This window comes from Variovorax sp. CCNWLW235, assembly GCF_037204085.1.
GTDB lineage: Bacteria > Pseudomonadota > Gammaproteobacteria > Burkholderiales > Burkholderiaceae_C > Variovorax.
The window spans coordinates 115,833-129,351 of record NZ_JBBCBW010000016.1 but is presented as its reverse complement, the minus strand read 5'-3'; the positions used below and the strand labels follow the sequence as shown (position 1 = coordinate 129,351).

Below are 13,519 nucleotides of genomic sequence, written 5' to 3'. Positions count from 1 at the left end.
AATAAAGGAGGAGGGGCGCAGCCCCGGGGGACATTCGCGGAGGGGAGTACCCGGTGGCCTTTGCACCCGCCCTGAATAACAGTGTGACCAAACAAGCCCCCGACAAATCAAGTCGCAGCGTACCGCCCCGGCTTGTGATTGATCCACAAGAAAAGCCCCATCACCACAGCCGCCAGTACCGACCAGCCCACGCGCTGCGGCGGAATCACGAACAGCGCGAGCAGCACCACCGTGCAGTCGATGCCGATCTGCACCTTGCCGGCAGGCCAGCCGCGCTTTTCCTGCAAGTACAGCGTCAGCACCGTCGCACCACCCAGACTCGCGCGATGGCGGGCGAGAAACAGGCATCCGGTGCCCAGCAGCAATCCGCCGAGCACGGCTGCGAAGGCCGGGTGCAGCGAATCGATGGAGATGTAGCGAGGCGCCCAGTCGGTCATGACCGAAAGCAGTGCAATGGCGGAGAAGGTCTTGATGGTGAAGGCCCGCCCCATGTGGCGCCAAGCGAACCAGTAGAACGGCAGGTTGACCAGGAAAAACAGTTTGCCGAAGCTCACCCCGGTGGCGTAGTGCAAAAGAAACGCAACACCGGCCGTGCCGCCCGTGAGCAGGCCCGCCTGGCCGAACAGCATCATGGCAATGGCGACGAACAAGGTGCCTGAAAAGATGGCCTGCGCGTCGTCGAAGCGGGAGTGCCGCAAGAAATCCGCCGGGGTTCTGGGTTGTGGCGCGTTCATGTGAGGCAGTTTGACGCAAGTCCCGCGCCACCCCCGGGGTAGTGTCATACCAGGTGGGTTGCCAGCATTTCCCGGGCCCGGGTCACAAACTCCGTCTCGCCCCGGCGGCCGGGCAAGAACTGGAACGCGACCCGAGGCAAAGCCGGCAATCCGTGCGGCGGCGCCAGCCGCCCCACGCCTTCGCAAACGGCAGACTCGTTCAGGCACGCCACCCCGAGCCCCGCGGCCAGCGCCGACTGCAACCCCGCCACGCCCGACGCCACATGCGCCAGCACATACGGCACCTTGCGCCGCCGAAGCAGCGCCACGGTGTACTGATGCAACGAGCAGGTGTCCGGCAAGGCCAGCAGCCGAAGCGGCTCGCCCTTAGCCAGCCGCATGCCGGCTGCGCCAAGCCACACGAGCGATTCACGGCGTATCACCGGTGCCTTTAGGCCCTGCTCCGGCGAAGAGGCCGCACCTGAGATATTCATCGCCAGCCCCACGTCGAATTCGCCGTTCGCATAAGCCGCCCGCAACGCGTCGCTCTTCAGGATGCTCACATTCAGCCGCACCTGCGGATAGCTCTTGCCCAGCCGTGCCAGCAGCTGCGTCAGATCGCCGGGCCGAAAGTAGTCCGTCACGGCGAGCCGCAGCTCGCCCTGCAGGGTTTCGCCGTGCAGGTTGCGAAAGGCCTCGTCGCTGAGCGCGAGGAGGCGGCGCGCATAGGCCAGCAGCCGCGTGCCCGCCTCGGTCGGCGCCACGCCGCTCTTGCTGCGTGTAAGCAACGACTGCCCTGCCCGCTCTTCGAGCTTGCGGATCTGCTCGCTCACCGACGACTGCGAAAGAAAAACGCGCGGCGCGGCCGCCGTCAGGCTGCCGGCATCGATTACCGCGGCAAGGGTGCGAAGCTGTTCCAGGTCGAATGTCTGCATGGCTTATCCATCCGTTAATCCGATGATTACCATCATATCTTCCCGCTTTTCCGATGGAACCGCAGTGACCAGAATAGCCCCATCGTTCACTCATTCACGGAGTTCCAGATGCCGCATATCGTTGTTCATCTCTCGGGCGAGCCAGATGCCGATCTCACCCGCAAGACCGTCGACACCGTTGCCGAGCTCACCCAGAGCGTGCTTGGCAAGCAGTTGCCGGTGATCGCCATCACGGTGCAGTACATCGCCGCCGACACGTGGTTCATCGGCGGGAAGTCGCTCGCCTCCCTTGGCAAGTCGGCGTTTCACCTGGACATCAGCGTCACCGACGAAACCAACACCAAGGCGGAAAAGGCACGTTACTTGCGCGAGGTGCATGCTGCCATGGCGCGCCTGCGGCCCAACCTGCACGAGGTGTCGTACATCCACGTGATCGACGCTCGCGGCGCGGCCTATGGCTACGGCGGAAAGACGCAGGAGTACCGCCACCAGCAAGCGGGCGTTTGAAGCCGGCGGCGGGGCATGGCACCATCCGGCCATGCCCTCCGCAACCCTGCATGTCGACAGCTTCGGCAACCCGCTCACGCTCGACGACGCCGCCAGCCTGCCGCTTGTCGACGACTTCGTCATGGGCTTCGTGTCGACCGAGGCGCGTGCCGTCAACCTGCTGGCCTTGGCCGACAGTGACTCGAGCCCCCTCGTCCAGGCCTATTGCGCAACGCTCCACCTCTTCGCCGAATCGCGCGATGCCGCGGCCAATGCGCGCCCCTATCTCGCCAAGGCCCGTGCCGCATCCTCGCGTGCCACCCCGCGCGAGCAACGCTACATCGCAGCGATAGAGGCCTGGGCCGACGGCGACATCGCCAGTGCCATCGCCCTGCATGCGGAGCAGGCACGCGAATATCCGCGCGATCTCGTGTCGGTGAAACTGGGCCAATACCACTGCTTCAATACCGGCGACTGTCCGGGCATGCTCCGGCTCGCGCTTGCCGCGTTGTCCGCCGCGTCCGACGTGCCCTATGTGCACGGCATGGCGGCCTTCGGCTACGAGCAGTGCCACCTGATGCGCGATGCCGAGGCCAGCGCCCGTCGCGCCATCGGCATGTGCCGCAAGGAGCCGTGGGCGCATCACGCGCTGGCGCATGTGATGCTCACCGAAGGCCGGCTTTCCGAAGGGCTGGCATTCATGCAAGGCGTGAGCGACACCTGGACCGGGCTCAACTCGTTCATGGTGACGCACAACTGGTGGCACGTCGCCCTGTTTCTCATCGAGCTCGACCGTGCTGCCGAAGCGCTCGCGGTGTACGACCGCGAAGTGTGGGGCGTGGTGAAGGATTACTCGCAAGACCAGATCGGCGCGGTCTCGCTGCTGGCGCGCTTCGAGCTCGCGGGCATCGATGTCGGCACGCGGTGGAGCGACGTGGGCCGCTATCTCGTGCAGCGCCAGGCCGACCATGTGCTGCCTTTTCTCGATCTGCAATACCTGTATGGCTTGGCCCGCGCGGGCCGGCCCGAAGCGGATGCACTGCTGCGCAACATCGAGGCCCACGCGCCGCGCGCACCCGTCTCGACCCGCGCCGCGTGGCAGCACGTGTGCGTGCCGGCCGCTCGCGGTCTCATTGCCCATGCGCAAGGCGATTTCGCTTCGGCCATTGACGGGCTCGGTAGCGCCTTGCCTCGCCTCGTCCAGATCGGCGGCAGCCATGCGCAGCGCGACCTCTTCGAGCAGGTGTACCTCGACGCCCTCGTGCGTGCCGGCAGCGAAGCCACGCTCACGGGTGCGCAGGGCATCCTGCAGCAGCAGCTCAACGGCCAGCCCGAATCGCTGCGGCTGCGGCGCCAGGCGAGCGATGTCTATGCGCGACTCGGACTCGAGCAGCTGGCTTCTCGCCTTTGAGGGGCAAGCGAGGTCATGCCTTCCAGTCATGGGGCGTGTCGCAAAAGGAATTAACAGGCACGCGGGAGCGACTTCTAAACTGGTCGCTCCACATCGATCCAGTTACGTTCCATGCAGAAATCAGTTGTCGTGCTCGCCGTGCTCGCGGCCCTCGCAGGCCTTTCTACCGCGGCACATGCCGCGACCGATGCCCCCGTCGAACTCGACCTGCTGCTGCGCGGCGGCACCGTCTACACGGGCGACTCGAACGAGCCCGCGGTGGGCGATGTCGGCATCGTGGGAGACCGCATCGTCTTCGCGGGCAGGAAGACCCCGGCACAGTTCGTTGCACGGCGAACCATCGATGCAACCGGCATGGTCGTGGCGCCGGGCTTCATCGACGCGCACACCCACGCCGATGCCGACCTGCATTCCACCGATCCGCGCAAGCGCCTGAACATTCCGTTCCTGACTCAGGGCGTGACCACGGCGGTCATCGGCAACGACGGTTTCGGCGGCTTCGACATTGCCGCGCAAACCCAGCGCCTGCGGTCGGCACCCGTTGGAACCAACGTTGCGATGTATGTCGGCTTTGGCCCCGTGCGCATCGACCAGCTCGGCGAAGCCAATCGCGCGCCGACGCCCGAGCAGCTCGACGCCATGCGCCGGCACGTGAGCCGGGCCATGTGCGATGGCGCGCTGGGGCTCTCGACCGGGCTTTTCTATCCGCCGCAGAATTTCTCGAAGACCGAGGAAGTCATCGAACTCGCGAAGGTTGCGGCTCGTCACGGCGGGCTTTACGACAGCCATATCCGCGATGAGTCGATGTACAACATCGGGCTCAAGGGCTCCATCGAGGAAGTGATCCGCATCGGCCAGGAGGCGCGCCTGCCGGTGCACGTGGCCCACATCAAGGCACTGGGCGTGGATGTGCAGGGCCAGAGCGGCGACATCATCCGCCGTATCGAGAAAGAGCGTGCCGCCGGTCTCGACATCACGGCCGACCACTATCCGTGGACGGCGTCGAGCACACGTTTTTCGGCGGCGCTGGTGCCGCCCTGGGCGGTCGACGGCGGGCGCGAGGCAATGCTCAAGCGCTTCGACGATGCGGCCGTCCAGGAGCGCCTGCGAACCGGCATGCGCGAGAACCTGCGCCTGCGCGGCGGTCCGGAGACCATATTGTTTTCAGCCGGCAGCACCAAGTACGTAGGGAAGACGCTGGCCGACGTGGCCACGGCCTCGAACGCTGACCCGGTGGATGCCGCCATTGCCGTGCTACGTGACGGCGACCTGAACATCGCCTCGTTCAACCAGAGCGACGACGACGTGCGCGCATTCATGAAGCGGCCGTGGGTCATGACGTCGTCCGACTCCTCGCTGGGCCATCCACGCGCCTACGGCACCTTCGCACGCAAGTACGACCAGTACGTGGTGAAGGAGCACACGATCTCGCTGGGGCAGTTCATTCGCAGCAGCTCGTCGCTGACCGCCGACACGCTGGGGCTGAAACAGCGCGGGCACCTGCGGCCGGGCTACTACGCCGACGTGGTCGTGTTCGACCCCGCTCGCTTTGCCGCCAAGGCCACTTACACCCAACCGACGCTGCTGTCCGAGGGCGTGGTCACTGTGCTGGTGAACGGCCACCTGGCGGTAGACGCCGGCAAGCCCACGGGCGTTGGTGCTGGCCAGCCTTTGCTGCGCACGCCGAAGGCCGGCAGCTGCACCTGAGGCGAGGTGCCCGCGCGGGCGGCTCAGTTCTTCTCGAGATGCCGCCGCTGGTCGTACACCGGCTGCGGCGGCAGGTCGGCAAGATGCCGCGTGTCGGCCCAGTCGACGATCTCGATCGCGTCCGGCATGGCGGGGTCGGCAATGCGGATGCGGTTGAAGCCCGCATTGGGAATGTCGCTCTGCCGCGGCCCGCTGAGACTGAGGCCGCGCGCGGTGCGCCACACCATGTCGAGCACCCCGCCGTGGGTGACAACCACCAGGCGTTGGCCGCGGTAGGTGGCTGCAAGATTGCCCAGCGCCGCGACGATGCGCGTGTGAAATTCGCGTGCCGACTCGCCCTCCGGCATGGCGTGGTCCTCGCGGAACTGCAGCCACTCTTCCCATGCCCTGGGGTGCAGGGCTTGTATTTCGTCGGCCCGCATGCCTTCGACCACGCCGAAGTGCTGCTCGCGCAAGCTGGCCGACGTGACCACCGGCAGCGACAGCTGCAGCGATGCCGGCGCCGCGGTTTGCTGCGCACGAAGGAGGTCGCTGCTGACGATGTGCTGCGCCGTTTCGCCCGCCATTCGCAAGCCCAGGCGGCGTGCCTGCTCGTGCCCCATGTCGTTGAGCGGCACATCGGCATGCCCCTGGAAGCGCAGTTCGCGGTTCCAGGCCGTTTCGCCGTGGCGGATCAGGATGAGTTCGGTCGCGGAGTCGGGTGTGGGCGTTGGCATGGAACGCCCATTCTCCACCGCATGCGTGACGCTCAGAGCCTCGGCGGCACCATCTGTTGCATGGCCGCCACCTGCACCGCGAACGGTGCCGCGCCCACGCGGGCCGGTGAAGGCGTAAGAAGCGAGAGCACCCAGGCGATCACCACGCCGCCGATGATGGCGCAAACCACCACCACCGCCGTGTATGCCAACGACTTGTCGGGCGGGCACTTCATGAGCACCGGCAGGCCCACGTAGATCAGGTAGATGCCGTAGAGCGCCGCGAGCGCGCCCAGAATCGAGAGCGAGGGGATCAGGCTGAACACCCCGCCCAGAAAGCTCGCCGTGCTGGCATAGGCCGACAGCTTGAGCGCGCCGATCTGGCTCTTCGAGCCCTCGAAGGTCGGTGCCAGCGCATCGATGATCAACGCCAGCACAAACACCATGACAAGCGAGAGCACGTAGCCGACGACCATGTTCACCAGCCCCGTGACCACGGGCACACGAAAGTTGACACCGAAGGCGCCGAAGCCGATGACCGACAGGCCGATGAAGCCTGCCACCGCCGGTATCAGCGCCAGGATCATCACGTAGTTCTTGTAGAGCGACGCGGTGTCCGCGGGCTCTGCGTCGATGGCGGGCCAGGTGGCCTTGGGCTTGAGCAGGATGTCCTGCACGCGTTGAACCAGGTTCATTTTCTTGTCCTCGGTATGAAGCGGAAACGCGCGAACCGCAGATCGCGCAGCAACGGAAAGTATGTCGATTCCGCCGCCAGATGGCTTCTGGCCAAGCAGCCTATGCCGTTACGCCGGAGGGCGCGATGACGCAAAATCCGCCCATGCCACACCTTGTCTTGCTGCCCGGCCTCGCCTGCGACGAGCGCCTCTGGGAGGCCCAGCTTCCCGTTCTTCCGGCCATGTTCGAAGCGCGCGTGAGCGATGCCCACATGCGGCACGACACCATCGAGACCATGGCCGCGGCCGTGCTGCGCGAGAACCCCGGCCCGCTGGTACTGTGCGGCGCATCGATGGGCGGCATGGTCGCCATGGAAGCCGCGCGGCAGGCGCCCGGGCGTATTGCGGGGCTCGCGCTGCTGGGCACCAACGCCCGGCCCGAGTCACCCGACATGTACGAGCTGCGCGAAAGCGCAATCGAGCTGTTCGAACGCGGTGAACTGCGCGACGTGATCGAGCCGAACGTCGTCTTCGCGTTTCACCCCGCGCAGGCGGCCGATCAGGCGCTGGTCGAGCGCTATGTCGAGATCGTGCTGGACGCCGGCACGCAACAGCTCATCAGCCAGAACCGTGCGGTGATGCGGCGTCCCGATGCGCGCATCCACCTGCCTTCGCTTCGTGCGCCGGTGCTGCTGGTCTGCGGCGACACGGACCGGCTGACGCCACCCGACTGCACGCGCGAAATTGCGGCGCTGGTGCCGCATGCCGAAGTGGTGTGGCTGCCGCAGTGCGGCCACATGCTGACCATGGAAAAGCCCGCGCTCGTCAATGCGGCGCTGCTCTCCTGGCTGGCTCAGTGGAGCTGACCGCCGGTTTCGGCAATGTCCTTTTCAACCGCCAGCGCGGTGGCTACCGCAATGCGCAGCGCCTCGACCATGGTGGCCAGCGACATGCTGGGCAGCCCCGGAAAGCGCGCCGCCTGCTCGGGCAGGTAGGGAATGTGAATGAACCCGCCGCGCAGCCCCGGCACCGGGTGCGTGGCCAAGCGGTGCATCAGGCCGTAGAAGATGTGGTTGCAGACGAACGTGCCCGCCGTGTTCGACACTGACGCGGGCACACCGGCCGTGCGCAGGTCGCGCACAATGGCCTTGATCGGCAGCGTGGAGAAATACGCCGCGGGCGCACCGCGCACCACGGGGGTGTCGATCGGCTGCCGGCCCGCGTTGTCGGCAATGCGCCCATCGTCGATGTTGATGGCCACGCGCTCAGGCGTGATTTCGGCGCGGCCGCCGGCCTGGCCGATGCACAGCACCAGCTGCGGCTGCAGTTCGTCCATGGCGCCCGCAAGCGCCTCGATGGCATCGCCGAAAACGCAGGGCATCTGGCGCGCATGCACGGTGGCGCGGCCGCACTTCCAGCCGTCGAGCGCGCGCACGGCCTCCCATGACGGGTTGAGGGCTTCGCGGTCGAACGGGTCGAAACCGGTCAGCAGGACATTGGTTCGCAGCGCCACGGCTTGAACAGCGCGTTCAGGCCGTCGCGCGAACCGCGATGCCTTCTTGCTGCAGGCGGTCGCGAATGCGGCGGGCGAAGGCCAACGCATGGGCACCGTCGCCGTGCAGGCACACGGTCTGGGCGTTGACGGGCACGGTGCTGCCGTCGATGGCGGTTACCTTGTGGTCGCGCACCAGCGAGAGCGTCTGGGCAAGCGACTGTTCTTCGTCTTCAATGAGCGCACCGGGCTGGCTGCGCGGCACCAGGCTGCCGTCGGGCATGTAGCCGCGGTCGGCAAACACCTCTTCCACGGGCGTGAGGCCGGCGCGGCGCGCGGCGTCGATCATGCCGCTGCCCGCTAGGCCAAAGAACCGGAGCGACGGGTCGAAGCGCCGCACCGCCTCGCATAGCGCGTCGGCAAGCTCGGGCTCCTTCACGGCCTGGTTGTAGAGCTGCCCGTGCGGCTTCACGTGCGTAAGCGTGCCGCCTTCGGCCTTGACGATTGCTGCGAGCGCGCCGACCTGGTAGAGCACGTTGGCCACGATCTCGTCGGGCGGCAGGTGCATGGTGCTGCGGCCGAAGTTCTCGCGGTCGGGAAAGCTAGGGTGCGCGCCAATGGCCACGCCGTGTTCAATGGCCCAGCGCACGCATTGCCGCATGGTCTTGGCATCGCCTGCGTGCCAGCCGCAGGCAATGTTGGCCGAGCTCACGAGTCCGAGCAGCGCTTCGTCGCTGCCGGCGCCTTCGCCGAGGTCGGCATTCAGGTCGATTTGCATTTGGGTTGATTCCTTCTTCAGGCCGCCGGCACATCGATGCCGATGCCGTACGCGCGCCTGCTGCTCGCACAGTCTATGCCGGTCTGCTCCAGCCCGCAGCCGCCAGCCCCTGCGCCACTTGCGCGAGATAGCGCTGCTGCCCGGCCCACGCCTCGAGCGCCGCCGCCATGTCGACCTGCACCAGCCGCAGCCTGCCGTCGAGTGGCGCCTGTGCGAGCTTCCACAGGTCGGCGCGAATCACCACGCCGATTCGCGGATAGCCACCGGTGGTCTGCGCGTCGCCCATCAGGATGATCGACTGGCCCGAGGGCGGCACCTGGATGGTGCCGGGAATGACGCCCGACGAGAGCATGTCGATGCTGCGCTTGCGCTTGAGTTCGGCGCCCGCGAGCCGGCTTCCCATGCGGTTGCTCTGCGCGGTGATGCGCCAGCGCTCGCTCCAGAGTTGCGCATGCGAGGCCGCGGTGAACTGCTCGAATTCGGGCCCCGGCAGCACGCGCAGCTCGATGGCCGTGTCGCCCTGCTCCGGTCCCCATTCGGGGCCGCGCAGCCCAAAGGGCCGCCGCGTGAGTCGAGCGGCATCGAGCGACGTCGCACCCAGTGCAAGCCGGTCGCCCTTGCGAAGCGCCCGCCCCTGGTGGCCGCCAAAGCCGGCTTTCAGATCGGTGCTGCGCGAACCGAGCACCGGCGGCACGTCGATCCCGCCCGCCACCGCAAGCCAGCTGCGCAAGCCGGCCTTCTTTGCGCCGGGTGCATTCGCGCCTGCGAGCTTGAGCGTTTGCCCGGCCTTGACGGGCACGCTCCAGCACGGCCAGAGGGGTGTGCCGTCGAGCCGGGCGGCGAAATCGTCGCCGGCCAGCGCGATGCGCGTGTCGGTTTCGAAGCGGATCTCGCAGCCGCCCATGGTGAGTTCGAGACCGGCTGCGCCGTCGGCATTGCCGACCAGCCGGTTCGCCAGCGTGAGCGCCAGCACATCGAGCGCGCCGCCGGGGCAGATGCCGACCTGCCGGTGCCCGTGCCGCCCCAGGTCTTGCACCGAAGCCAGCATGCCGGGTTTCTGGACCAGCATCATGTCTCTACGCTTTCGACGATAAAGCGCACGCGGTCGCCCGGGCGCAGCAAAGTGGGCGGTTCGGCCGCCGGGTCGAAAAGCTCCAGCGACGTACGGCCGATCAGCTGCCAGCCGCCCGGCGACACCAGCGGATAGATGCCGGTCTGCTCGCCGCCGATGCCGACGGAGCGCGCGGGCACCGCCGTGCGCGGTTCGGCCCGGCGCGGTGTGGCGAGCTCGGGCGGCAGGCCGCCCATGAAGGCGAAGCCGGGCAGAAAGCCGAGCAGGTAGACCACGTATTCGCCGCCACTGTGGCGCCGCACCACCTCGGCCGGCGTCAGCCCGGTGTGCGCCGCGACATCGGCAAGGTCTGGCCCGTGCTCACCGCCGTAGGCCACCGGAATCTCCACCAACCGGCCTTCGATCGCGGTGGCCGACAGCCGCGGCCAAGCCTCGTTGACGCGCGCCATCAGCGCATCGATATCGATCGCCGTCGGATCGAAAGTCAGCGTGAGATTGTTCATGCCCGGCAGCACCTCGCCCACGCCGGGCCACTGCTGAACCTCAGCACCCAGCGCCCAAATCTGCTGCTGCTGCGCCAGCGTGGCCGGTGGCGCGAGTTCGCAAAGCAGCGCCGCATCGCCCAGCGGATGCAGGCGAGGCAACGGAAGCCGGCTATTCACGACCGAGGCTGCGCACCTTTGCGGCCAGATGCGTCTCCACATCGGGCGAAACGAACTTGTGGACCTCGCCGCCGAGCATGGCGATCTCGCGCACGAAGGTGCTCGAGATGAACTGGTATTTGTCGCTGGGCGTCAGGAACACGGTTTCCACATCGGGCATCAGCGAGCGGTTCATGCCTGCCAGCTGAAACTCGTAGTCGAAGTCGGTCACGGCGCGCAGGCCGCGCACCATGGCCTTGCCGCCGCGCGCCACCACAAAGTCGCGCAGCAGGCCCGAAAAGCTCTCGACCGTGACCTGGTCGCTGTAGGGCTTCACGGCTTCGCGCGCCATTTCCATGCGTTCTTGCAAGGTGAACAAGGCTTTCTTGTGGTGGCCCGCCGCAACCGCGACGATGACCTTCGAAAAAAGCTGGGTTGCGCGCCGCACCACGTCCTCGTGGCCGAGGGTGATGGGATCGAAAGTGCCGGGATAAACCGCGATCACGTTGCTGGCCATGGTTGCTTCTTCCTCATGCAGCCGGTGCGGCTTGTCCGGCGGATTATGCAGTCCCTATGCGGTTCCGTTCGCAAGGTGCCGCAGCAAGTGCGCATGCACAGCGCCTGCCTTCAGGTAACGAAATCCAACAAGGCCGAGAGCGGCGAGCTCCTCGTCGGTCCACTTGCGAGGGGCTTCCAGGTAGATGGCGCCTCCGGCCTTCACGGCCCGGGCGGCGGCGCGCAGCGAAGGTTCGTAGAGGGTGGTGCTGTCAAAGGGCGGGTCGAGAAAGACGGCATCCAGGCTGCCTGCGGCAACGCGTTCGAGCGCGGTAAGCCCGTTGCCGCGCTCGATGCGCACGGCCTCGGCCGAGAGCTTGGTCTTGGCGGCCTGCAGCTGTGCCACCAGTGCGGCGTCTTGCTCGCACAGCAGCACGCTCGCGGCGCCGCGCGAAGCGGCTTCCAGGCCCAGGGCGCCGGTGCCCGCGAATGCATCGATGCAATGCCAACCCGGCAACTCGCCGCCACCCGCGCCCGCGATGCTCGCAAGCCAGTTGAACAGCGTTTCCCTCACGCGGTCGGGCGTGGGGCGCAGGCCCGGCTTGTCGGCCACCGAAAGACGGGTGCGCTTCCACTGGCCTCCGATGATGCGCACTTCGCTCGGCCGCGACTTGGATCGGGAGGGCGATTGCGACGACGGCGATGACGACGAGGGGGAGCGCTTGGCGGCTGCGGCTTTCTTCTGGGGCATGCGGCAAGCTTAACGCCGCCGCGCATGCCGCTATATGCCGAGAAACGCCCGCCGCGCGAGCAGCGCGGCAAGCACAAGCATCGTGCCGCCGATCAGCGCGTCGAGCACCTGCCAGGCACGCGGACGCGCGAACACCGGTGCCAGCCACCGCGCGCCGAAGCCGAGCGCGGAGAACCACAGCGCGCTTGCCAGCGTCGCCCCCGCGACGAACCAGGCCTTGAGCGCGCCGCCGTACTGCGCGCCGGTGCTGCCGACGAGGAGCACGGTGTCCAGGTAGACATGCGGGTTCAGCAGCGTGAAGCCTGCCGCTTGCGCGAGCACGGCGGCGCGCGAAAGCGACGCGCCCTTGGCCGTAGCCTGGAGCGCACCGGCCTGCCGCGAGCGCCACAGCGCGCGCAATCCGTAGCCACCCAGGAACAGCGCGCCAAGCCCTGCGAGTGCCGTGGCCACGGCAGGCCGCCCTTGCAGCGCCTGCGCCATGCCGGCCACGCCTGCCGTGATCAGGAGCGCATCGCTCGCCGCGCAGAACAGCACCACCGCGCTCACATGCTCGCGCCGCAGGCCCTGGCGCAGCACATAGGCGTTCTGCGCGCCAATGGCGACGATGAGCACCAGGCTCATGAAGAGCCCGTTGGCGAAAGCGGTGGTGATTTGTTCGATGACCATGGCGTGAGCTTGCCGCCACGAGCCAATTAACTCAAACTAAACTTCCTAAGGCTTGTTCAGTTTTTCTAATTTCATACGCAACATGCTCGACTACGCCGCCCTGAACGCATTGGCCGCCGTGGTGCGCGAAGGCAGCTTCGAGCGCGCCGCGCGCGCACTGAACGTCACGCCATCGGCCGTTTCGCAGCGCGTGAAGCTGCTCGAGGAGCGCACAGGCGGTGCCTTGCTGGTGCGTGGACAGCCTTGCGTGCCCACCGAAGCAGGCCAGCAGCTTTGCCGCCACTTCGAACGCGTGGGCATGCTGGAGCACGAATTGCGCGACGCGATGCCCGCGCTCGGCATGGCCGGCAGCGGCGGCAACGAGCGCGAACGGGTCACGGTGCGCGTGGCAGTCAACGCCGACAGCCTGGCCACCTGGTTCATGGCGGCCGCCGCGGCCTTTGCCCGGCAGGAAGAATCCGCCCTGCTCGACCTGACCGTGGACGACCAGGACCACACCGCCGAGCGCCTGCGCAGCGGTGCCGTGCTGGCGGCGGTCACGGCCCTGGCGCAGCCGGTGGCCGGCTGCAACAGCGAGGCGCTGGGCACCATGCACTACGTGGCGGCCGCGAGCCCCGAATTCATGCACCGGTATTTCGCCAAGGGGGTGGGTGCGCGCACATTGGCCGATGCGCCCAGCCTGGTGTTCGACCGCAAGGACCGGCTGCAGGCGCGCTGGGTGCGGCGCATCTGCCACCGCAGTGTCGAGACGCCGCGGCACTGGCTGCCCTCGGCCCACGGTTTTCTCGAGGCGGCGCGGGCCGGCATGGGCTGGGGCATGCTCCCCGTGAGCATGGCCGCCGATGCGATGCGCACGGGCGCGCTGGTAGAACTGGTGCCGGGCTCCGCGCTTCAGGTGCCGCTCTACTGGCAGCAGGCGCGCGCGGCGCCGCAGCTCCTCGAACGCCTCAGGACGACGGTGCGCGCGGCCGCCGGCAGCGGCGCACACGCCTTGCGCTGAAAC

At 67.4% G+C, this 13,519-nt stretch carries 16 protein-coding genes; 5 read left to right on the top strand and 11 right to left on the bottom strand.

Translation table 11 applies throughout. The annotated features are described in order from the left end of the window. Window positions 1-107 precede the first annotated feature (107 nt). Both V9L21_RS18230 and V9L21_RS18225 read right to left on the bottom strand, forming a co-directional pair. Window positions 108-734, bottom strand: coding sequence for a YitT family protein (locus tag V9L21_RS18230; protein WP_258502230.1), 627 nt, complete (start codon window positions 732-734; stop codon window positions 108-110). 44 nt (window positions 735-778) lie between these two features. Further along, window positions 779-1,648, bottom strand: coding sequence for a LysR family transcriptional regulator (locus V9L21_RS18225; protein ID WP_337314241.1), 870 nt, complete (start codon window positions 1,646-1,648; stop codon window positions 779-781). Window positions 1,649-1,756: 108 nt separating this feature from the next. Between V9L21_RS18225 and V9L21_RS18220 the strand changes: the two genes are divergently transcribed. The 3 genes from V9L21_RS18220 (at window position 1,757) to V9L21_RS18210 (ending at window position 5,252) form a co-directional block, all read left to right on the top strand. Then, window positions 1,757-2,155 (top strand): tautomerase family protein, encoded by a 399-nt coding sequence (locus V9L21_RS18220; protein ID WP_337314239.1) that lies wholly within the window; start codon window positions 1,757-1,759, stop codon window positions 2,153-2,155. A gap of 31 nt (window positions 2,156-2,186) precedes the next feature. Next, window positions 2,187-3,545, top strand: coding sequence for a tetratricopeptide repeat protein (locus V9L21_RS18215; RefSeq protein ID WP_337314237.1), 1,359 nt, complete (start codon window positions 2,187-2,189; stop codon window positions 3,543-3,545). Between the two features lie 111 nt (window positions 3,546-3,656). After that, a complete protein-coding gene (locus V9L21_RS18210; RefSeq protein ID WP_337314235.1) occupies window positions 3,657-5,252 on the top strand; it encodes an N-acyl-D-amino-acid deacylase family protein in 1,596 nt (531 codons plus the stop codon). Between the two features lie 23 nt (window positions 5,253-5,275). Here the strand turns inward: V9L21_RS18210 and V9L21_RS18205 are convergent, their stop codons facing one another. After that, the gene (locus V9L21_RS18205) at window positions 5,276-5,968 is read right to left on the bottom strand and encodes a histidine phosphatase family protein (RefSeq protein ID WP_337314233.1); all 693 of its coding nucleotides are present in this window, start codon (window positions 5,966-5,968) and stop codon (window positions 5,276-5,278) included. A 32-nt stretch (window positions 5,969-6,000) separates the two neighbouring features. Continuing rightward, window positions 6,001-6,642 (bottom strand): Yip1 family protein, encoded by a 642-nt coding sequence (locus tag V9L21_RS18200; RefSeq protein ID WP_337314231.1) that lies wholly within the window; start codon window positions 6,640-6,642, stop codon window positions 6,001-6,003. Window positions 6,643-6,785: 143 nt separating this feature from the next. On the opposite strand from V9L21_RS18200, the gene V9L21_RS18195 reads away from it, so the two are divergent. Then, the gene (locus V9L21_RS18195; RefSeq protein WP_337314229.1) at window positions 6,786-7,487 is read left to right on the top strand and encodes an alpha/beta fold hydrolase; all 702 of its coding nucleotides are present in this window, start codon (window positions 6,786-6,788) and stop codon (window positions 7,485-7,487) included. On the opposite strand, the gene pcp is transcribed toward V9L21_RS18195, so the two are convergent. The 7 genes from pcp to V9L21_RS18160 all read right to left on the bottom strand — a co-directional run bounded on the left by pcp (window position 7,475) and on the right by V9L21_RS18160 (window position 12,516). Beyond that, window positions 7,475-8,128 carry a pyroglutamyl-peptidase I gene (gene pcp / locus V9L21_RS18190; RefSeq protein WP_337314247.1) on the bottom strand — a complete coding sequence of 218 codons (654 nt, stop codon included), beginning with the start codon at window positions 8,126-8,128 and terminating at the stop codon, window positions 7,475-7,477. The genes V9L21_RS18195 and pcp overlap by 13 nt on opposite strands. Window positions 8,129-8,150: 22 nt before the next feature. Beyond that, window positions 8,151-8,891 carry a 5-oxoprolinase subunit PxpA gene (pxpA, locus tag V9L21_RS18185; protein WP_337314227.1) on the bottom strand — a complete coding sequence of 247 codons (741 nt, stop codon included), beginning with the start codon at window positions 8,889-8,891 and terminating at the stop codon, window positions 8,151-8,153. Between the two features lie 73 nt (window positions 8,892-8,964). Next, window positions 8,965-9,963 (bottom strand): biotin-dependent carboxyltransferase family protein, encoded by a 999-nt coding sequence (locus V9L21_RS18180; RefSeq protein ID WP_337314225.1) that lies wholly within the window; start codon window positions 9,961-9,963, stop codon window positions 8,965-8,967. Beyond that, window positions 9,960-10,607, bottom strand: coding sequence for a 5-oxoprolinase subunit PxpB (pxpB, locus tag V9L21_RS18175; RefSeq protein WP_337314245.1), 648 nt, complete (start codon window positions 10,605-10,607; stop codon window positions 9,960-9,962). The genes V9L21_RS18180 and pxpB overlap by 4 nt, the downstream gene beginning before the upstream one ends. A gap of 10 nt (window positions 10,608-10,617) precedes the next feature. Then, on the bottom strand, window positions 10,618-11,121 hold the full coding sequence (gene coaD / locus V9L21_RS18170) for a pantetheine-phosphate adenylyltransferase (protein WP_258502244.1): 504 nt from the start codon (window positions 11,119-11,121) through the stop codon (window positions 10,618-10,620). Window positions 11,122-11,175: 54 nt separating this feature from the next. Next, window positions 11,176-11,850, bottom strand: coding sequence for an RsmD family RNA methyltransferase (locus V9L21_RS18165; protein ID WP_337314223.1), 675 nt, complete (start codon window positions 11,848-11,850; stop codon window positions 11,176-11,178). A gap of 30 nt (window positions 11,851-11,880) precedes the next feature. Further along, window positions 11,881-12,516: a LysE/ArgO family amino acid transporter gene (locus tag V9L21_RS18160; RefSeq protein WP_337314222.1), complete on the bottom strand. Its 636-nt coding sequence runs from the start codon at window positions 12,514-12,516 to the stop codon at window positions 11,881-11,883. A gap of 82 nt (window positions 12,517-12,598) precedes the next feature. Here V9L21_RS18160 and V9L21_RS18155 point away from each other — a divergent pair, with 82 nt between their 5' ends. After that, window positions 12,599-13,516 carry a LysR family transcriptional regulator ArgP gene (locus V9L21_RS18155; protein ID WP_337314220.1) on the top strand — a complete coding sequence of 306 codons (918 nt, stop codon included), beginning with the start codon at window positions 12,599-12,601 and terminating at the stop codon, window positions 13,514-13,516. The last annotated feature ends 3 nt before the right edge of the window (window positions 13,517-13,519 follow it).